Source organism: Nocardia sp. SSK8 (assembly GCF_037034205.1).
In the GTDB taxonomy this organism is placed as follows: domain Bacteria; phylum Actinomycetota; class Actinomycetes; order Mycobacteriales; family Mycobacteriaceae; genus Nocardia.
On record NZ_JBAGKD010000007.1, the window covers coordinates 193,636 to 213,385 of the forward strand.

The window sequence follows — 19,750 nt, forward strand, 5'->3', positions numbered from 1 at the left end:
GCGAAAGGGCTGGTCGGGCCCACCATGGAGGACATGACCAGAACGAGCTTCGGCGACCAGATCCAGCAGATGTGGCACACGCGGCCCGTCCGGCTGCCGCGGCAGGGACCCGTCGCGGGCGTGGCCGCGGGGTTCGGCCTGCGCTACGGCGTCGACCCGGTGCTGCTGCGGGTGGCGTTCGTGGTGTCGACGATCTTCGGCGGCGCGGGCATCGTGCTCTATCTGCTGGCCTGGCTGGTGCTCAGCTCGGCGGGTAACGAGGTCTCGGCGGCGGAGGCGCTGTCGGACCACGCGCGCGGCGCGCACTCGCAGACCAAGACGATCGTGCTGATCGTCGCGCTGGCCATCGCGGTATCGACCATGGGGCCGATCGGGCTCGGCATGGGCGGGTCCGGGGTGCTCAGCATGGGCCTGATGCTGGCCGGCTGGTGGATGCTCTACCTGCGTCATCCGGAACTCCCCGTCGGCTTCGACGCCTACCGCGCCGCCCCACCACCCGGCTACCCCACCGCGGGCTACCCCACCGGCGCACCCCTGGGCGGCTACCTGTTCCGCCCCGAAGTGGCGACCAGCATGTACACCCCGTACACGAAGCTCCCCGACACCTACACCCCCGACCCGGCGACCACCGTCCGCGACGAACCCCGCACGGACACCGCCGAATCCACTCCCCTGCTCCGCGTGGACCACACCGAAACCGTTGTCCTGCACAAGGACACCGTCTCCACGCCCCAGGACGCCGCCTCCGCGACGTCGGACACCGCGTCCACCTCGTCAACGTCCGCCGGTGTCTCCCCTGGCGCCGCGACCGATCAACCCGACACCGACCATACGTCGGCTGCCTCCGCGAGCGGATTACCCAGCACCGCACCCGATCCGGCGCGACCCTCCGTCACCGATCCGACCGGGACCAGGACAGACGCCCCGCACAGGGCCCCGGATCAGGACGAACTCGCCGCGTCGGCGTCAGCGGCCTCGGGAGCCGACTCCCTTACGGCGCAGTCAGCGGCGATCGGCGAGACCACCGACCTGCGGGGTGATGCTCCAGTGGATCTGGGCAAGGCCGACGCCTCGCGCACACCGGACCCGGCTGGCGAGCAGGAGCCCGGCTCCGATGCCCCCACCACGGTGCTGCGCAAGGACCCGGCCCCTGGCCCCCGGCTCGCGGCTCAGGTCCCGCAGGGCTGGGATCCGCTGGCCGTCGCTCCGCTGGCCTGGGAGTTGCCCGAGCCCGCGCCGCGCGGATATGCCCCGGTGGCGCCCCCACCACCGGCGCCGAAACGGCCGCGCTCGCGGCTCACCCCGATCACCATCGGCCTGGCCATTCTGGCCGCCGCGCTCGCCGGGGCCGTCGCGGCCTCGGGGGCCGAGTGGATGACACCGGCGCGCATCGCCGCCGTCGCGCTGGCGGTGGTCGGGCTGGGGCTCGTCGCGGGGGCGTTCCTGCGCCGCGGGTACGGGCTGCTGGTGCTCACCGCGCCGCTGGCCGGATTCGTCCTGCTGGCCTCGCTGATCGGGCCGATCGATTTCGACGAGCGAGCCGTGGGTGACCGGGTGTGGGCGCCCACCTCGGTGAACGAGCTCCAACCCCGGTATGCCCTCGATATCGGTTCGGGCACACTGGATCTGCGGGGGCTCGAACTGACCGAACCGCGCAGCGTCGAGGTGGCCGTGAATATCGGGGACGCGAAAGTGCAACTGCCCGAAGACATGACCGTGCGCACCACCTGCGCGGTCCGGGTCTCCGGCTCCTCCTGCGTGGAGGGCGTGACCGGACCGAACACACCGGGCGCTCCGATTCTCGACCTGCACATCAAGATGCACCTGGGTGACGTGGAGGTGACCCGTGGCTGACCCGACCAGCACCGAATCCCGGCGCCGACCGGCGTACTCCCTGCTCTGGACCGGCCTGATCGCCCTGGCCCTGAGCGCCTGGGCCCTGGCAGGCGCCCCCACCCCGAACAGCGGCGTCCTGCCGATCGGCTGGGGCGTGGTGATCGCCGCCAGCGTCATCGGCCTGCTGCTGGTGCTCTCCCCCCGCCGCAAACGGCGCTGACCGCATCCGACCATCGACCCAGGAATCAGCAATGGCCCGTCACCACGACGGGCCATTCCTGGTGGAGGGCAAGAACAATGACCGAGCCGACGCCACTCGCGCACCTACTGACTCACCGTCGACCAGCTGCCGAAGGTCTGCCGCTGGGCCGACTACTACTACTGGCAAGCTATCGCCCGGAACCCCCACGTCCGCCGCTCACCGAGCCCCCACATCCCGACCTCGAGGAGGGATCGCCGCGCAGCGGCGGTTCGCGCCCGTCCCGTCGATCAGGTGCCGTTTCGTAGGCGACGAAGGAGCAAGAAACGGTGCCTGATCGACGGGACCCCAGGGGGCGCGAACTCGAGCGCGCCAGCGCTCCAAAAATACGGCTATTTCACTCCCACTCGATGGTGCCCGGCGGCTTGCTCGTCACGTCGAGGACAACGCGGTTGACGTCGGCCACCTCGTTGGTGATGCGGGTGGAGATCCGCTCGAGCACCTCGTAGGGCAGGCGGGTCCAGTCCGCGGTCATCGCGTCCTCGCTGGAGACCGGGCGCAGCACGATCGGGTGACCGTAGGTGCGGCCGTCACCCTGCACACCGACCGAACGCACGTCGGCCAGCAGCACCACCGGGCACTGCCAGATCTGCTTGTCCAGATCGGCGGCGGTGAGTTCCTCGCGGGCGATGGCGTCGGCCTGGCGCAGCAGGTCGAGGCGGTCGGCGGTCACCTCGCCGACGATGCGGATGGCGAGGCCGGGGCCCGGGAAGGGCTGGCGCGCGACGATTTCCTCGGGCAGGCCCAGTTCGCGGCCGACCGCGCGGACCTCGTCCTTGAACAGCAGTCGCAGCGGCTCGACCAGGTCGAACTCGAGGTCGTCGGGCAGGCCGCCGACATTGTGGTGGCTCTTGATATTGGCGGTGCCGGTGCCGCCGCCGGACTCGACCACGTCCGGGTAGAGGGTGCCCTGCACCAGGAACTCGACCTTGGGCGCGGTGCCGTCGCCCTGCTCGAGCACGATGCCCGAGACCGCGTCCTCGAAGGAGCGGATGAACTCGCGGCCGATGATCTTGCGCTTCTCCTCGGGATCGGAGACGCCCTTCAGCTCGCCAAGGAACTTGTCGACCGCGTCGACGGTCACCAGCTTGGCGCCGGTCGCGGCGACGAAGTCCTGCTGGACCTGCTCGCGCTCACCGGCGCGCAGCAGCCCGTGGTCGACGAACACACAGGTGAGCCGGTCACCGATCGCGCGCTGCACCAGCGCCGCGGCGACCGCGGAGTCCACACCGCCGGACAGACCGCAGATCGCGTGCCCGTCGCCGATCTGCTCGCGCACGCTGGCGATGAGCGACTCGGCGATATTGGCGGGGGTCCACTGCGGCGGGATCCCGGCCAGGTCGTGCAGGAAGCGGCTGAGCACCTGCTGGCCGTGCGGGGAGTGCAGCACCTCGGGGTGGTACTGGACACCGGCCAGGCGGCGCGCGCGGTCCTCGAACGCGGCGACCGGGGCACCGGCGGTGGTGCCGGTGACCTCGAAACCGGCGGGCGCGTCGGTGACGGCGTCACCGTGGCTCATCCACACCGGCTGGATGGTCGGCAGGCCGCCGTGCAGCACGCCACCGTCGATATTGAGCTCGGTGCGGCCGTATTCGCGGGTGCCGGTGTGCGCGACGGTGCCGCCCAGGGCCTGCGCCATCGCCTGGAAGCCGTAGCAGATGCCGAAGACGGGCACGTCCAGCTCGAACAGGCGCGCGTCGAGTTGCGGTGCGCCCTCGGCGTACACGCTCGACGGGCCACCCGACAGGATGACCGCCAGCGGCTGCTTCTCGGCGATCTCCTCGACCGTCATGGTGTGCGGAACCACCTCGGAGAACACCCGCGCCTCGCGCACCCGACGGGCGATCAGCTGGGCGTACTGTGCGCCGAAGTCGACAACGAGGACCGGTCTCTGAGTTTCTGCCACCCGCACAGTTTAGTGACGGCGTACAACCGCCGAGCTGGCGGGCCATTCCTTGCGCGCGGGCCGGTGGGGCTGGCTATCCTCGTGCACGTGCCATTCGCCCGCGCGATCGATGCCGACATCTACTACGAGGACAGCGGTGGCACGGGACCGGTGGTGTTGCTGGCCCACGAGTTCTTCATGGACCGCACCATGTTCGCCTCGCAGCAGGCCGCGCTGGCACCGGAATTCCGCATCGTGGCCTGGGACGCGCGCGGGCACGGCCGCACCAAGGATCAGCGGCTGCCGTTCACCTACTGGACCGCCGCGCGCGACGCGCTGACCGTGCTGGACACCCTCGGTGTGGAACGCGCCGTCGTCGGCGGCACCGCGCAGGGCGGCTTCACCGCGCTGCGCACCGCGCTGGTCGCGCCCGAACGCGTGGCCGCGCTCATCCTGATCAGCACCGAGGCGCACGGGCCCACCCGGGAACAGTCCCGCGCCACCCAGCGCTTCCTCGACGAATGGCACGACCGCGGCTCGCGCGAGTCGGCCGCGGGCAGGCTGGCGGACTGGCTGATCGGCGACGACGCCTGGTACCGCGACATCTGGACCCGCCGCTGGACCGGCGACGCCCACAACGGCCTCGACGCCGCCGTGGGCTGCCTGCTCGGACGCGATTCGGTCCTCGACCGGTTGCGCGAGATCACCTGCCCCGCGCTGATCATCCACGCCACCCACAGCGGTATCGCCGGGGACCGGGCGCGGACGCTGGCCGACGGGCTCACCGCCTCCACCTTCGTGGAGATCGATGGCGCCCGCCTGGCCGTCACGATGACCCACCCGGAACCGGTCAATACCGCGATCGCCCGGTTCCTGCGGGATCGGGTCTCGCTGACCCCCGCGCGTTAGCGGACGCTGAGCCCGACCTTCTGGAACTCCTTGAGGTCGGAGTAGCCCGCCTTGGCCATCGACCGGCGCAGGCCGCCGACCAGGTTCAGCGAACCGAACGGGTCGTCGGAGGGGCCGTAGAGCACGCGCTCGAGGCTCGGGCGCGCGGCGGCGCCGTCGGGACCGTCCAGCCAGGACTCGTCGACCGGCAGGAACGACCCGCGCGGTACCGAGGGGTGCGCGGTGGCCGAGGGCCAGTACCAGCCGCGACCGGGCGCCTCGGCGGCGGCCGAGAGCGGCACGCCCAGCATCACGGCGTCGGCGCCGCAGGCGATGGCCTTGGCCAGCTGGCCGGAGGTGGCCACGTCACCGTCGGCGATGACGTGCACGTAGCGGCCGCCGGTCTCGTCGAGGTAGTCGCGGCGCGCGGCGGCGGCGTCGGCGATGGCGGTGGCCATCGGCACGCCGATGCCGAGCACCTCACCGGTGGTGGTGGCGCCGGGGAAGGAACCGTAGCCCACGATGACGCCCGCCGCGCCGGTGCGCATCAGGTGCAGCGCGGTGCGGTGGTCGCTGACGCCACCGGCCACGACCGGCACGTCCAGCTCGGCGATGAAGGTCTTGAGGTTGAGCGGCTCACCGTCGCCCACGTGCTCGGCGGAGATGATGGTGCCCTGCACCACCAGCAGGTCGACGCCCGCCTGGACCAGCGCGGGGGTCAGCGCGCGGGCGTTCTGCGGGCTCACCCGCACCGCGGTGGTAACCCCGGCCGCGCGCACCTCGGCGACGGCGGCGGCCAGCAGGTCGGGCTGCATCGGCGCGGCGTGCAGTTCCTGCAGCAGCGAGATGGCCTTCTCGTAACCCCCCTTGTCGACCAGATCGATGAGCTGGTCGATCTTGGCCTGCACATCGGCGTGCCGGGCCCACAGGCCCTCGCCGTTGATCACCCCGAGGCCACCCCGGCGGCCCAGCTCGATGGCGAACTGCGGCGAGACGAGCGCGTCGGTGGGGTGCGCGAGCACCGGGATCTCGAAGCGGTAGGCGTCGAGCTGCCAGGCCAGCGAGACCTGCTTGGACGAGCGGGTCCGCCGCGAGGGCACGATGTCGACGTCATCGAGCTCGTAGGTCCGCCGAGCGACCCGCCCCATCCCGATTTCCACCATGTCACGCACAGTTGCTCCCTGTGTTCGGGCGCGCGTGTGCGCGCGTTTTCACGATCCTGAACGACCGCATGGCTGTGCGCCGGGAGCGTACCTCCCGGCGCACAAACGCATCTATTGTACTCAGCCGCGGCCGGTGTAGTTCGGGGCCTCGACGGTCATGGTGATGTCGTGCGGGTGGCTCTCCTTGAGGCCCGCGGCGGTGATCTGCACGAACTGGGCGTTCTGCAGGTGCTCGATGTTCTGCGAGCCGGTGTAGCCCATGGCGGCGCGCAGGCCGCCGACGAGCTGGTGGATCACCTGGTTGACCGGGCCGCGGAACGGGACGCGGCCTTCGATGCCCTCGGGGACGAGCTTGTCCTCGGCGAGCACGTCGTCCTGGAAGTAGCGGTCCTTGGAGTAGGACTTGGCCTGGCCGCGGCCCTGCATGGCGCCCAGGGAGCCCATGCCTCGGTAGGCCTTGAACTGCTTGCCGTTGACCAGCACCAGATCGCCGGGCGACTCGGCGGTGCCCGCGAGCAGCGAGCCGAGCATCACGGTCGAGGCGCCCGCCGCGATGGCCTTGGCGACGTCACCGGAGTACTGCACGCCACCGTCGGCGATCACCGGCACTCCGGCGGGCTTGCACGCGGCGACGGCCTCGAGGATCGCGGTGATCTGCGGGGCGCCGACACCGGCGACCACGCGGGTGGTGCAGATGGAGCCGGGACCGACACCCACCTTGACAGCGTCCACGCCCGCCTCGACCAGCGCCGCGGCACCGGCACGGGTGGCGACATTGCCGCCGACGATCTGGATGCGGTCGCCGACCTCGGCCTTGACCTTGGACACCATCTGCAGCACCTGCGACTGGTGGCCGTGCGCGGTGTCGACGATCAGCACGTCCACGCCCGCGTCGGCCAGCGTCATCGCGCGCGACCAGGAGTCCTCGCCGACGCCGATCGCGGCACCGACCAGCAGGCGGCCGTCGCGGTCCTTGGTGGCGTTGGGGTACTGGTCGGTCTTGACGAAGTCCTTGACCGTGATCAACCCACGCAGGCGGCCGTTGCCGTCGACGATCGGCAGCTTCTCGATCTTGTGGCGGCGCAGCAGCCCGAGCGCGGCCTCGGCGGTGACGCCCTCCTGGGCGGTGATCAGCGGCGCCTTGGTCATCACCTCGTCGACGCGGCGGTCCTGGTCGACCTCGAAGCGCATGTCACGGTTGGTGATGATGCCGACCAGCGCGCCGGTCTCGTCCACCACGGGTAGGCCGGAGATGCGGAAGCGGGCGCACATGGCGTCGACCTCGGCGAGGGTGTCGGTCGGGCGACAGGTGACCGGGTCGGTCACCATGCCCGCCTCGGAGCGCTTGACCGTCTCCACCTGGGCGGCCTGATCGGCGGCCGAGAGGTTGCGGTGCAGCACACCCATGCCGCCGGCGCGGGCCATGGCGATGGCCATGCGCGCCTCGGTGACGGTGTCCATGGCCGAACTCACCAGCGGGGTACGCAGGGTGATGTCGCGGGTGAGCCGGCTGGAGGTCTCGACGGAGCTGGGGATGAGATCCGAGGCGGCAGGCAGCAGCAGCACGTCGTCGAACGTGAGGCCGAGCATGGCGATCTTGGTCGGATCGTCGCCACCCGTAGGAGGGCGCACCGCGTTTCGTTCGCCCGGCACGGGATTACTCATTCGGATCGACCCCTCCTGGTCGTCGGAGCCACCGACGCTGGAGATGCAACGCGACGACAGCTGGAAACGGGAACGCTTGGATGGTCGGTGAGAACAAAGTCGCCGACGCCTGCATTCCATGGTATCCGGCGGGTATTTCGCCCTGCGAAGTGAGCCCTTCCGCAAAACTTGCCCGGTGCATCGCTGGCGCAGACCACCGAGTACTGCGTACCGTGGGGATGTGCGTGACCATCTACCACCTGGCCTGCCGCCGGATCCCTTCGCCGGAGACCCCTCCGACCCGTCTGCCGCGCTCGACGCTATCGAGCCCGGTGAGCCGCTGGATCCTCATGAGCGCCTCGCGGTCGAGGAAGATCTCGCCGACCTCGCCGTCTACGAAGCCCTGCTGGCCCATCGCGGGATCCGCGGCCTCGTCGTGAGCTGTGAGGATTGTCGGCAAGATCACTACCACGACTGGGACATGCTGCGGGCGAACCTGCTGCAGCTACTCGTCGACGGCACCGTCCGTCCGCACGAGCCCGCCTACGATCCCACCCCCGAGGCCTACGTCACGTGGGACTACTGCCGCGGCTACGCGGACGCGTCCATGAACGAGGCGTTCCACGGCGACGGATTCGACGGCTTCGACAACTGAGCCACCCGCCTCGCGGCGTCGCTCCCCCGCTCCGGTCACGCGTGCGCGGGGGACGATGCGCCGGGCACCCGGACATACGACGAAGGCCCCGAACCACTGGTTCGGGGCCTTCGTCGTGGAAACGATCAGGAGATCGGGACCGAGGGCGGTACCGGCAGGTTGGTCACCGCGGGCGGTGTCGGCAGGGTCGGCGGCACCGTCGGCGGCAGCGGCTTGGACGTCGGGACGACCGTCGGCACGGTGACCGGCGGCTCCACGATCGTCGTTTGCGGCTGGGTGGTCCCCGGCTCGGTCGGCTCGACCGTGACCGGCGGCGGGGTGGTCACCGGCGGCTGCGACGTCTCGGCGGGCGGAGTGGGGTTGGTCTCCGGCGCGGGGGTCTGCAGGATCACCGGCGGCTCCGGCTCGGTCGTGCCGGGCTCCGGGGAGGTCCCCGGGCCGGTCGGCGCGACCGGGGCCGTGGTGGCCGGGTTGGGCGAGGGCTGCGGCTGGGTCGGTTCCGGAGAGGTCGGCTTGGTCTCACCCGGGGTCGAGGGCACCGTCGTCGGCAGCTGCGCGCCGATCTCCGGCGCGATCCGGACCAGCTGATCGCGCAGCAGGTTCCAGCGCGCGATCAGATCCTCGCGCTTGCCCTTGTCGTCGACCTGGACCGCGGTGGCCGAGGCCTGCTCGAGCCGGGCCCGCGCCTGTTCCGGGTTGCCCGCGTCCAGCAGGTTCTGCGCGGCGAGCAGGTCGTCGTCGGCGTATTTCACGACCGTCGACTGGGCCTGTTCGCTGAACACGACCTCCTTGACCCGCCACAGCGGATCACCGGGAGCGGCATTGTAGGAGAACGCCGTGATACCGCCGAAGACCACGGCCAGTGCCGCGGCGGCTCCGAGGAGCGGGCGTACCAGACGTAAGCGTCCGCGCGAGGATGCACCGACTCGAACCTGCCGCGCGCCGATCTCCTGGTTGACCGCCGCGAAGACGGTGTCCAGATCGGGGCCCGCGGGCATCGGCTCGGCCAACAGGTCGGCTCGCCAATCCGCGAGCAGCGACGCCAGCTGGAACTCTTCGGGGCTGTCGGTACGCACCGGTCCGTCGCTGGCGATCGCGTCGATCAGCGCATCGTCGCTGCGCACCGCCGCGATGTCGACCGGACCGGAGTCACCGGCTTCCTCGGCGGCTGAGGGACCGCTGTCGTGCGACCCACGCCAAACCTTCCGGTCGCCTCGACCGCGCTCGCCATCCCTAGCCATACATTTCACCTGCCCTCGCCACTTGTGACTTCAGTTTCGCGAGTGCCCTGTGCTGGGCTACCCGTATCGCCCCCGCCGTGCTGCCCACAGCGGTTGCGGTTTCTTCTGCCGACAGACCCATGACCAAGCGCAGGATCAGGATTTCCCGATGTTTCTCGGGGAGCGTGGCCAGCAGAGTGTTCATCTGCCTGCTCGTCTCCGAGTCGAGAGCTCGCTGCTCCGGTCCCTGGTCGGTGGATATGACATCTGGTACTTCGGCCATCGCCTCCGCCTTGTTACGGGCGGCGTTGCGATGGGCGTCGGCGACCTTGTGCGAAGCGATGCCGTACACGAAGGCCATGAAGGGCCGACCCTGATCCTGATAGCGGGGCAGGGCGGTCATCACAGCCAGACAGACCTCTTGCGCAACATCATCCGCGGAGAGCTGCCCGCGCTCCGCGGCACCGATCCGAGCACGGCAGTAGCGAACCACCAACGGCCGGACCAGTTCCAGTACCTGAGCTAAAGCAGCCCTGTCGCCCTGCGCAGCCGCAGCGACGGCGAGGTCCAACTCTTCGCCCATATGCGTCATCGTCAGAGATTTTCCTGGCGTTACGAGTGGCGCGGTCAGATGTGACCGAGCTTCCACCGAAGTGGCGGAACGGAACTAACAATAGCGACCCTTCGATCCCCCGCCAGTCACCCTGCACCCTTCCGCGTGAGCTCCCAGCAAGATCACCGGAAGCGAATCAGCGAGTCGGCAGGATGAAATCCCCGCCGAGCTCGCGGATTCGTGCCGCATGATCAGCGGCTTCGGCCGCGGCGGCCGTCGCCACGGCCGGTTCGGCGACCCCGGCGCGCAGCATCGCGCACGCCCAGCGCAGCGGCAGCAGGCCGTGGGTGGCGCAGTCCCGGTCGACCCGCTCGGCCTGTTCGGCCGCCGCGGCGAGATCACCGGCGGCGGCGGTGGCCGCGGCGAGCAGCAGGGCCGATTTCACCCGGTGCCGCACCGAGGGCAGCGCACCGGCGAGTTCGACCGCCCGCCCGGCATCGCCCAGCGCGGGCGCCGCGGCGCCCCCGGCGAGCGCGGTCTCGGCGCGCACCCAGTGCCAGCGCACCCGCGCGCGGGGCGGGGCCGTGTCGAGCAGCGGTTCGACGCGGCCGAGCAGCCGGTCGGCCAGGGCGAGGCGGCCGGTGCCGAGCGCGTCGGCGGCCAGGCCGGTGTAGGCGTCGGCGAGCGCTTCGGCGCGGGCGGGGCCGGTGGCGCCGAGCGCGAGGGTCGCGGCCCGGCCGTCGTAGGCGGCGGCCGCGGCGTGGCCGCCGAGCTGACGCAGCAGCGAGCCGCGGGTGCTCTCGGCCAGCGAGCGCAAGCCGGGCTCGAGGGGGACGCGGGTGAGCCGGGTGAGGTCGGCCCTGGCGGCGGCGTAGTGTCCCTGCGCGCCGAGCGCGACGGCGCGATGCCAGCGCGCGAGCGGGCCCGCGGGTTCCGGCAACTCCGCAGCGCCGCGGCCGGGGGTCGCCCCGAAGGCTGTCGCAGCGAGTATTTCGGATCCGATATCCCCGGGTGAAGCCGTTGTCTGCACGCCGAGACTCTAGCCGCCGCCGGGGTGGGCGAGTTCCCGTGATATGCCACCGGGGCCGTCGATCAGCTACCGGTCAGCTTTTCTTTCCGGGGCCGATGTTGCCATCAGGTAAATCTCCGCCCGCACCCGCCGCTACCGCAAACTCTCGAATTCACATGCGTTTCGCGCAATTAACCTCGGCGCCCCGTTTCGGCCATGTCGGCGGACCCCGGGCGCGGGGCCCACTGTGACCGCAGCCACTCGCCGCCGCCGTGGCGTCACGGCCGAAACCGGCCCCTGACCGGCGCGACCTGGGAAAACGTCAGATTCCGACGCCGACGCGGCGGGATCGAGCCATAGCCAACCGAACAGTATGGACGGAGTGAGCATGAAATGTAAACAGTGCGCAGGTTAAATTTCAGCGATGCCGATTTGTGGAACCAATGCGCCGAACTATTGACGGAAATTCCCGCCTGCCCCTAACGTAGCTCACCGTCACGGTAGGCGCCGCGCGAAATTGCAGCGACCCGCACCGAGGTGACACCGTCAGGCACCGTCGAGCAGGCCACCGCATGGTGGCACCGAGACCTGCCGAACCACTCGCTCGACAACGCTGACGAGCTCGCACCACAAGGAGTTCACCATGCCCATGCCCACTCACCTCCCCGGCCCGAACGCCGATGTCTGGGATTGGCAGATGCGAGGCTCGTGCCGCGGCCAGGACTCCGCCGTCTTCTTCCATCCCGACGGCGAACGCGGCCGCGCCCGCACCGCGCGTGAGATGCGCGCCAAGGAGATCTGCCGGGCCTGCCCGGTGCTGATGCAGTGCCGCGCGCACGCGTTGAAGGTCAGCGAGCCCTACGGCATCTGGGGCGGGATGTCGGAGACCGAACGCGAGATGCACGCGCGCCGCAACCGGCGTCGTATGGCCGTCTAGATACTTCGGCAAATCAAATCCCATCCGCCCGGCGTGGCGTGCCGAATCTCTAGCAAACAGCTGGCACGCGTTCAAGGCACCCCCGGGCGAAGGGAGGTCATAGCCGCGGGCTAGATTCGTGACCGATGACACAGAATGGGTTCCGAAGCGAAGCCTTCCCACCGAGCGTGGATTCTGCGGTTACCGCACGCGCGGCCGAAGGAGTCGAGCTAGCCGCACTGTTGGAACGATGCGGCCTTGCCGATCAGCAAGCGTTCGCCGAACTGTACGACCGGACGTCGGCGCGCGTCTTCGGCCTGGTCCTGAGGGTGCTCCACGACCCCGGGTACGCGGAGGAGACCACGCAGGAGGTCTATCTGCAGATCTGGCGCACCGCAACGAGTTTCGACCCCACCAAGGGGTCGGCGGTGACCTGGCTGATGACGCTGGCGCACCGGCGCGCGGTCGATCGGGTTCGTGCCGAGCAAGCCCACACCCAGCGCGAAGTCGCCTACGGGATCCGGGTGCTCGGCAACGAGTTCGACGAGGTCACCGAGGAGGTGGAACGCAGACTCGAACAACAGGCCGTCCAGCGCGGACTCTCGACTTTGACCGAGACCCAGCGCGAGGCGATCTCGCTCGCCTACTACGGCGGGCGGACCTACGCGGAGGTGGCTCAATACCTCGGCATAGGGTTACCGACCGTTAAGTCCCGTATTCGGGACGGATTGACACGACTGAAGAAAAGTTTGGGGGTGACGTGAGATGAACGAAGCCCAGATCGATCTCGCGCACACCGTCGCGCTCGGATTGATCGACGACGAAGACCATCACGCGATCCAGACCATCATCGACACCGACGACCCGACCCTCTGTACCGAGTTCCTGCGCGAGGTCCGCGACACCCGCGGCACCCTCGCGCTGCTCGCGGAACTCACCGCCACCGCCCCACCCCCGACCCTGCGCACCGGTTTACTGACCGCGCTGGCCGAGGAACCCCCGGTAGCCAGCTGAACGCGAACGAAGGCCCCCAGACCGCCGACAACGATCCGGGGGCCTTCGCGCACTCCCACCACACAGCACACCCAGCCGAAACCGCCATGACCGCCCTCCCAGCCCCGCACCCGCGACCCCGAGGAGCGGCGGCGCGCAGCGCCGGTCGCGGCCGGGTCGCCGGTCAGCGCTCGAAGCGCATGCCGAAGGCGAGTCTCGAGCGCTGACCGGCGGCCCCTAGGGGCCGCGACTCGAGCGCGCCAGCGCTCCAACAAACACAGCGTTCACCGTTGTAGGCGGTATACAAAGGCCCGCTGCCGACCACCAGCCGACAGCGGGCCTTCGCGATTCACCCTTCGCGATTCACTCAGTGAGCGTGACCGTGGTGCGAGTGGTCGTCTTCTTCCTCGACCGGCTTGTCCACGATGGCGCTCTCGGTGGTGAGGATCATCCGCGCGACCGAGGCGGCGTTCACCACGGCGGAGCGGGTCACCTTGACCGGGTCGACGACACCGTCGGTGAGCAGGTCACCGTAGGTGAGGGTGGCGGCGTTGAAGCCGTCCTTGCCCTCGGCGACCTTGCTGACCACCACGGCGCCGTCCAGGCCCGCGTTGGTGGCGATCCAGTACAGCGGCGCCTCGAGGCCCTTGCGGACCACCTCGACGCCGACGGCCTGGTCACCGCTCAGCGAGTCACGCAGCTCGACCAGCGCGGTCGCGGCCTGCACCAGCGCCGAACCACCGCCGGGCACGATGCCCTCCTCGACCGCGGCCTTGGCCGCCGCCACCGCGTCGTCGACGCGGTACTTGCGCTCCTTGAGCGCGGTCTCGGTGGCCGCGCCGACCTTGATCACCGCGACGCCACCGGCCAGCTTGGCCAGGCGCTCCTCGAGCTTCTCGCGGTCCCAGTCGGAGTCGGTGGCCTCGATCTCGCGACGCAGCTGCGCGCTGCGGGCGGCGATGTCGGCCTCGGTGCCCGCGCCGTCGATGAGCACGGTCTCGTCCTTGGTGACGACGACGCGACGCGCCTGACCGAGCTGCTCGATGGTGGCCTCACGCAGGGTGATGCCCAGGTCGGGGTTGATCACGGTGCCACCGGTGACCACGGCCAGGTCGTCGAGGAACGCCTTGCGGCGGTCACCGAAGAACGGCGCCTTGACCGCGACAGCCTTGATCGTCTTGCGGATGGAGTTGACCACCAGGGTGGACAGCGCCTCGCCCTCGACGTCCTCGGCGATGATCAGCACGGCCTTGCCGGACTCGGCGATCTTCTCCAGCAGCGGCAGCAGATCGGGCAGCGAGCTGATCTTGTCGCGGTGCAGCAGGATGTAGGCGTCCTCGAGGACGGCCTGCTGGGTCTCCGGGTCGGTCTGGAAGTAGGGCGAGAGGTAGCCCTTGTCGAACTGCACACCCTCGGTGATGACGAGTTCGGTGTGAGTGGTCGAGGACTCCTCGACGGTGACCACGCCGTCCTTGCCGACGGTGGTGAGGGCCTTGCCGACCATCTCGCCGATCTCCTCGTCGCGCGAGGAGACGGTGGCGACCTGGGCGATGGCCTGCTCGCCGGAGACCGGGGTGGCCGCGGCCAGCAGCACCTCCGACACCTTCTCGGCGGCCAGCGCGATGCCCTGGCCGAGGGAGATCGGGTTGGCACCCGCGGCGACGTTCTTCAGGCCGCCGCGCACCAGCGCCTGGGCCAGCACGGTGGCGGTGGTGGTGCCGTCCCCGGCGACGTCGTTGGTCTTGGTGGCGACGCTCTTGACGAGCTGGGCGCCGAGGTTCTCGAAGGGGTCCTCGAGGTCGATGTCACGCGCGATGGTGACACCGTCGTTGGTCACGGTCGGGCCGCCGAAGGCCTTGGCCAACACCACGTGGCGGCCGCGCGGGCCGAGGGTCACCTTGACGGCGTCGGCCAGCTTGTCGACGCCGCGTTCCAGCGCCCGGCGCGCCTTCTCGTCGAACTCGATCTGCTTGGGCATAGGGGGATTCGCTCCTGTGTGAGAACGCGATCCGCCCCGGGTCGGATGACGACGCCGGGGCGGAACGCGAATGCGGCGTTGGCCTTACTTGGTGACGACGGCCAGGATGTCGCGAGCCGAGAGGATGAGGTACTCCCCACCCTGGTACTTGATCTCGGTGCCGCCGTACTTGCTGTAGATGACGACGTCGCCCTCCTGGACGTCCAGCGGGATCCGCTTGTCGCCGTCTTCGTCCCAGCGGCCGGGGCCGACCGCGACAACGGTGCCTTCCTGCGGCTTCTCCTTGGCCGTGTCCGGGATGACCAGGCCGGAGGCCGTCGTCGTCTCGGCCTCGTTGGCCTGGACGAGGATCTTGTCCTCGAGCGGCTTGATGTTCACGCTCGCCACGTTGAGCCCTCCACTTTCAGGGGAATTCGGTCGTCCGGAACTGGTGTCCCGGACCGGGTTTCGGTCAGCTTGCGACTCTGCGCATCAGCCCCGTCGTCGCGGGTGCCGGGACCCCTGCCCAGTAGTCGGCTGGCACAAGTACAGCTTTCGCAGTGCCGACTAGCACTCTATATGCGAGAGTGCCAGCGCTCAAGGCCGGGTTCTGCCAATGTCGCATTTTCGACACGCCCACACTCGCCAGTGATCTTCACATCGCTTGCAACAATCTGTAACGTTCGCATAACAGGCTGTGACAGAGTATGCATAACGTTCCATTCGAGATGGTCGGCCACCGCGGAACCATCCGCTCGAAGGGAGGTGAACATGCGAACATCCCTCGGCATCTCGGCCGGGAACGAGGTGGTGTGCTCCGCACTGGTCGCCACCGGACCATCCGGCGAACAGCACTTCGACTACCGCGTCGTCTCCGCCGACGCGGCCCATTCCGATCTCGGTGACCTGGTCTCGTCCTCGATCGAGTTGATGACCACCCAGTTACCCGTCTCGGAGACCGCGGGCCTGATCGGCGAGCCCGTCGGGCGCTACTCCTCGGGCGTGCAGCGCCGCACCGAGTCCACCCGCACCCGTCCGCCGACCAGCGTCGCGGTGGCCTACCGCGACAAGGAGCAGGCCCAGGCGATCCGCGCGGCCACCACCCGCCGTCGCGATCTGCGGCTGGTGCCCGAGGGCACGGCCGCGCTGTCGTATCTGCGCGAGACCGGACTGCTGGACCGCTACGCCACCGTCGCGGTGATCGACCTCGGCGCCACCGGGCTCACCGTCACCGTGGCCGACTACGCCGACGGGTCGGTGCTGCACACCGAGCGCACCCCCACGCTGTCGGGCAACGCCATCGACGAGCTGATCTACCACCATCTCGTCGACCTGCACTACGCCCGCCGCGGCGCCCGGCCCAACCGCGCCACCCTCACCAATCGCGGCCGCGCGGCCAAGGAGCACCTCTCGATCGCGCCCGCGGTCACCATCGACCACGTGGCCGGGCAGCCGCTCAAGCTCACCCGCTCCGATTTCGAGGAGCTCATCGGCGGGCTCCTGCGCAATATCGCGCTGTTCTCCAGTTCGGTGTTCAGCCGCGCGCCCCGGCGGCCGGAGGCGGTCGCGGTGATCGGCGGCTGCGCCAATATCCCCGCCGTGGTGGAGACCCTCGCCGCGCGGCTGGACATGCCGGTACTGACCGTGCCCGACCCGGAGGCGGTGATCGCCAAGGGCGCCGCGCTGGTCGCCGACGCGGCGGCCCCCTCCGCCTTACCCGCGGCCTTACAGGGCGCCTCGCTGACCGATGTGCCCAGCGGCACCGTCACCAAGGTGGTGGGCACGCTGGCGGGCGCGGTCGTGGTGGTCGGCCTGGTGATCGGTTACGGCGTGCAGGCCATCACACCCGACAGCACCGACGTCACCCCCGCGGGCACCAGCAGTTCGGTGCGCCAGCCGTCGTTACCCGGGTCGCCCGCGCCCACCCCGCAGGACCAGGAGAGCACCGACCGCACCGGCATCGTTCCCGCCCCGCCGGCCACCGGCATCCCCAGCACCCCCGCTCCGACCACCACGGTCCCGCCGACGACCACCCCGGTGATCCCCGGCCCGTCCGGTGCGCCGTCGAGCACCGCGCCCACGCTGCGCCCCGACCCGAACCTGCCGCAGATCCCCTACCCGGAGTCCCCACTGGTCCCGCTGGACAGCGGCTCCTCCCGGCCCGGCCAGCAGCGGCCCTCCACGCCCAACACCTCGCCCACCCAGGCCCCCGCCCACGGCGTTCTCCCGATTCCGCCCGAGGCCGCGCCGAGCGAACCGATCCTGCAGACGGTGGGCTGACCGGCCCGGCGCGTGATCAGGCCCAGCAACCCGATCACCACCGCCGGATCGACTCGCGCGCAGGGCCGCCCCCTCCTCGGTGCGTCGCGGAGCAGCGACCAGCGGCAACGCGGCAGTGCACCCGGCGCGGTGGATCGGCGACCGGCTGTCAGCCGCGCAGGGCGCTCACCGACACCGGCAGACCCGGGTCGGTCGCCACCGTCAGCTCGGCGGGTTCGGCGCCCGCCGCGATCACATGCGCACCCAGCGCCGCGATCATCACGCCATTGTCCGTGCACAGCCGTGGCTTGGGCACCCGCAACGTGAGTCCCGCCGCGGCACACCGTTCTTCGGCCAGCGAGCGAATCCGCGAATTGGCGGTGGCACCGCCGCCGAGCACGATGGTGTCCACGCCCACGTCGGTGGCCGCGCGGACCGCCTTCATGGTGAGCACATCGGCGACCGCCTCCTGGAAGGACGCGGCGATATCCGGAATCGGCAGCTGCTCGGGCGCGATGCCCTGGCGCTGCGCGGCCTCGACATAGCGGGCGACCGCGGTCTTGAGGCCGGAGAAGGAGAAGTCGTAGCGGGCGTCGCGCGGGCCGGTCATGCCGCGTGGGAAGGCGATGGCGCGCGGGTCGCCGTCGCGGGCGGCCGCGTCCAGGTAGGGGCCGCCGGGGTAGCCGAGGCCGAGCAGCCGGGCGACCTTGTCGAAGGCCTCGCCCGCGGCGTCGTCGACGGTGCTGCCGAGCTCGGTGATCGGTGAACCCAGATCGCTGACCTGCAGCAGGTGCGTGTGCCCACCGGAGACCAGCAGCGCCACCGCGGGCGGCAGCGGGCCGTGCTCGAGGGTGTCCACCGCGACGTGCCCGCCGAGGTGGTTGAGCGCGTAGAACGGCACCTCCCAGGCCGCCGCGTAGGCCTTGGCCGCCGCGACCCCGACCAGCAGCGCACCGGCCAGGCCGGGCCCGATGGTGACGGCCAGCGCGTCCGGCTTGCTGATCCCGGCCGCGGCCAGCGCCCGGCGCATGGCGGGCACGATCGCCTCGAGATGCGCGCGCGAGGCGATCTCGGGCACCACACCGCCGAAGCGGGCGTGCTGGTCGACGCTGGAGGCCACCTCGTCGGCGAGCAGCTCGAGCGACCCGTCCGGGTGCCGCCGGACGATGCCGACTCCCGTTTCGTCGCAGGAACTCTCGATACCCATGACGATCACGCCGACGCCTCGTTCCGCTTCATCCGCACTGCCGATCCGGTCACGACAGCACCTCGTCCTGCCTGCCGCGCGCCGCCCATTCGTCGGCCGCGGCCGTGAGTTCCGGGCGGCGCATCGTGTACGCGTCGGCGCCGCTGGGGTGGTAGTAGTTCTTGCGCAGCCCGATGATGTGGAAGCCGTGCTTGGCGTAGAGCGCGATGGCGGGCGCGTTGTCGGTGCGCACCTCGAGGAACACCGGCCCGCCGCGTTCCCCCGCGGTCGCCAGCAGCGCCTCCAGCAGCAGCGTGCCGATGCCGCCGCGATGACACCGCGGGTCGACGCCGATCGTGTGCACCTCGGCCTCGGGATGCTCGGCGTCACCGAGCAGCGCGATGCCTGCGTAGCCGACCATGGCCCCGTCCGCGTCGCGCGCGGTGATGTAGCGGTTGTGCGCACCGGCCAGCTCGGACCGGAACGAGACCGCCTGCCACGGATCGTCCTCGGGGAAGAGCAGGTGTTCGAGTTCGACGCAGCGGTCGATGTCGTGCACCGTCATCGGCTGGATCCGGAACTCGGGCACGGCCCTCACGCCCCGGTCCGGTCGAGGGTGCGGAAGGCGTTCTCCACCGCGTCGGGCCTGCGCAGATACAGCGGCACCAGCGCCTCGGGCGCGGTCCCGGCCAGCAGCGCGGCGGCCGCGACGGTGACCAGCCCGGCGGGCGAGGGGGTCTCCACCGGCAGCACCGGCAGATCGAAGTAGTCCACGTGCGCGGCCGACCCGGCGATCGCGCCCGCCTCGGGCACCGGCACGTCGGCGGGTTTGCCCACCTCGGGTCCGGCCACGCGCGCGCCGTCCAGATACCGCGCCCAGTACACCTCGCGCCTGCGCGCGTCGGTGACCACCAGCAGCTCGCCCCGGCCGCGCGGCTCGGCGGCGGCGTCGGCGGCGATCGCGTCGAGACTGCACACCCCGTGCACCGGCAGGCCCAGCGCGTCACCGAAGGCGGCGGCGGTGGCCATGCCGACCCGCAGGCCGGTGAACGGCCCCGGCCCGATGCCGACGACGACCGCGTCCAGCTCGGCGCGGCTCACCCCGGCCTCGCTCAGGCATTCCAGGATCTGCGGGGTGAGGACCTCGGCGTGGGCGCGGGCGTCGACCTTCACGCGGGCGGACAGGGTCGCCACGGCGGGCAGGCTGTCCGCGTCGGCGGCAGGTGACAGGTGCACCAATCCCGCTGTAACGGCGGGTGTCGCGGTGTCGACTGCTAGTACGAGCATGATTGTCTCAACAATACCGGGTGGTATCCGCGCTCGGCGC

19 protein-coding genes are annotated in these 19,750 nt (G+C 70.5%); 8 read left to right on the forward strand and 11 right to left on the reverse strand.

Annotation, left to right across the window (positions count from 1 at the left end):
- Positions 1-33: 33 nt before the first annotated feature.
- Together WA675_RS15870 and WA675_RS15875 are read left to right on the forward strand one after the other, a co-directional pair.
- Entirely contained in the window at positions 34-1,854 is a 1,821-nt protein-coding gene (locus WA675_RS15870; RefSeq protein WP_336085221.1) for a PspC domain-containing protein, read from the forward strand.
- A complete protein-coding gene (locus WA675_RS15875; RefSeq protein ID WP_336085224.1) occupies positions 1,847-2,056 on the forward strand; it encodes a hypothetical protein in 210 nt (69 codons plus the stop codon). Before WA675_RS15870 ends, WA675_RS15875 begins: the two co-directional genes overlap by 8 nt.
- Positions 2,057-2,432: 376 nt before the next feature.
- Here the strand turns inward: WA675_RS15875 and guaA are convergent, their stop codons facing one another.
- Complete coding sequence (guaA, locus tag WA675_RS15880; RefSeq protein ID WP_442945637.1) at positions 2,433-4,007, reverse strand: glutamine-hydrolyzing GMP synthase; 1,575 nt, start codon at positions 4,005-4,007, stop codon at positions 2,433-2,435.
- 81 nt (positions 4,008-4,088) lie between these two features.
- Between guaA and WA675_RS15885 the strand changes: the two genes are divergently transcribed.
- Entirely contained in the window at positions 4,089-4,889 is an 801-nt protein-coding gene (locus tag WA675_RS15885; protein ID WP_336085226.1) for an alpha/beta fold hydrolase, read from the forward strand.
- Here the strand turns inward: WA675_RS15885 and WA675_RS15890 are convergent.
- Together WA675_RS15890 and guaB are read right to left on the reverse strand one after the other, a co-directional pair.
- Entirely contained in the window at positions 4,886-6,040 is a 1,155-nt protein-coding gene (locus WA675_RS15890) for a GuaB3 family IMP dehydrogenase-related protein (protein WP_336085227.1), read from the reverse strand. The two genes, WA675_RS15885 and WA675_RS15890, sit on opposite strands and share 4 nt — an antisense overlap.
- 111 nt (positions 6,041-6,151) lie before the next feature.
- On the reverse strand, positions 6,152-7,696 hold the full coding sequence (gene guaB, locus WA675_RS15895; protein ID WP_336085228.1) for an IMP dehydrogenase: 1,545 nt from the start codon (positions 7,694-7,696) through the stop codon (positions 6,152-6,154).
- A gap of 220 nt (positions 7,697-7,916) precedes the next feature.
- On the opposite strand from guaB, the gene WA675_RS15900 reads away from it, so the two are divergent.
- Positions 7,917-8,330 carry a DUF5319 domain-containing protein gene (locus tag WA675_RS15900; RefSeq protein WP_022567296.1) on the forward strand — a complete coding sequence of 138 codons (414 nt, stop codon included), beginning with the start codon at positions 7,917-7,919 and terminating at the stop codon, positions 8,328-8,330.
- 125 nt (positions 8,331-8,455) lie between these two features.
- Here the strand turns inward: WA675_RS15900 and WA675_RS15905 are convergent, their stop codons facing one another.
- The 3 genes from WA675_RS15905 to WA675_RS15915 form a co-directional block, all read right to left on the reverse strand.
- The gene (locus tag WA675_RS15905) at positions 8,456-9,454 is read right to left on the reverse strand and encodes an anti-sigma-D factor RsdA (RefSeq protein WP_336085232.1); all 999 of its coding nucleotides are present in this window, start codon (positions 9,452-9,454) and stop codon (positions 8,456-8,458) included.
- A 109-nt stretch (positions 9,455-9,563) separates the two neighbouring features.
- Positions 9,564-10,142 (reverse strand): sigma-70 family RNA polymerase sigma factor, encoded by a 579-nt coding sequence (locus WA675_RS15910; RefSeq protein ID WP_336085235.1) that lies wholly within the window; start codon positions 10,140-10,142, stop codon positions 9,564-9,566.
- A 157-nt stretch (positions 10,143-10,299) separates the two neighbouring features.
- Positions 10,300-11,043 (reverse strand): hypothetical protein, encoded by a 744-nt coding sequence (locus WA675_RS15915; protein WP_336085237.1) that lies wholly within the window; start codon positions 11,041-11,043, stop codon positions 10,300-10,302.
- A 712-nt stretch (positions 11,044-11,755) separates the two neighbouring features.
- Between WA675_RS15915 and WA675_RS15920 the strand changes: the two genes are divergently transcribed.
- The 3 genes from WA675_RS15920 to WA675_RS15930 all read left to right on the forward strand — a co-directional run bounded on the left by WA675_RS15920 (position 11,756) and on the right by WA675_RS15930 (position 13,042).
- Positions 11,756-12,049 (forward strand): WhiB family transcriptional regulator, encoded by a 294-nt coding sequence (locus WA675_RS15920; protein WP_278264990.1) that lies wholly within the window; start codon positions 11,756-11,758, stop codon positions 12,047-12,049.
- 125 nt (positions 12,050-12,174) lie between these two features.
- Complete coding sequence (locus tag WA675_RS15925) at positions 12,175-12,792, forward strand: sigma-70 family RNA polymerase sigma factor (RefSeq protein ID WP_278264989.1); 618 nt, start codon at positions 12,175-12,177, stop codon at positions 12,790-12,792.
- A gap of 1 nt (position 12,793) precedes the next feature.
- The gene (locus tag WA675_RS15930) at positions 12,794-13,042 is read left to right on the forward strand and encodes an RskA family anti-sigma factor (protein ID WP_336085239.1); all 249 of its coding nucleotides are present in this window, start codon (positions 12,794-12,796) and stop codon (positions 13,040-13,042) included.
- A 346-nt stretch (positions 13,043-13,388) separates the two neighbouring features.
- On the opposite strand, the gene groL is transcribed toward WA675_RS15930, so the two are convergent.
- Complete coding sequence (gene groL / locus WA675_RS15935) at positions 13,389-14,999, reverse strand: chaperonin GroEL (RefSeq protein ID WP_336085241.1); 1,611 nt, start codon at positions 14,997-14,999, stop codon at positions 13,389-13,391.
- An 84-nt stretch (positions 15,000-15,083) separates the two neighbouring features.
- Positions 15,084-15,386 (reverse strand): co-chaperone GroES, encoded by a 303-nt coding sequence (gene groES / locus WA675_RS15940; protein ID WP_336085243.1) that lies wholly within the window; start codon positions 15,384-15,386, stop codon positions 15,084-15,086.
- 363 nt (positions 15,387-15,749) lie between these two features.
- On the opposite strand from groES, the gene WA675_RS15945 reads away from it, so the two are divergent.
- Positions 15,750-17,258 (forward strand): Hsp70 family protein, encoded by a 1,509-nt coding sequence (locus tag WA675_RS15945; RefSeq protein ID WP_336085245.1) that lies wholly within the window; start codon positions 15,750-15,752, stop codon positions 17,256-17,258.
- Between the two features lie 148 nt (positions 17,259-17,406).
- Here WA675_RS15945 and tsaD read toward each other — a convergent pair whose 3' ends face one another.
- Genes tsaD through tsaB form a run of 3 tightly spaced genes read right to left on the reverse strand, consistent with a single transcriptional unit; the run spans position 17,407 to position 19,710 of the window.
- Positions 17,407-18,453: a tRNA (adenosine(37)-N6)-threonylcarbamoyltransferase complex transferase subunit TsaD gene (tsaD, locus tag WA675_RS15950; protein ID WP_336085246.1), complete on the reverse strand. Its 1,047-nt coding sequence runs from the start codon at positions 18,451-18,453 to the stop codon at positions 17,407-17,409.
- 40 nt (positions 18,454-18,493) lie between these two features.
- A complete protein-coding gene (gene rimI, locus WA675_RS15955; RefSeq protein ID WP_336085468.1) occupies positions 18,494-18,988 on the reverse strand; it encodes a ribosomal protein S18-alanine N-acetyltransferase in 495 nt (164 codons plus the stop codon).
- A gap of 29 nt (positions 18,989-19,017) precedes the next feature.
- A complete protein-coding gene (gene tsaB, locus WA675_RS15960) occupies positions 19,018-19,710 on the reverse strand; it encodes a tRNA (adenosine(37)-N6)-threonylcarbamoyltransferase complex dimerization subunit type 1 TsaB (protein ID WP_336085248.1) in 693 nt (230 codons plus the stop codon).
- Positions 19,711-19,750: the final 40 nt, after the last annotated feature.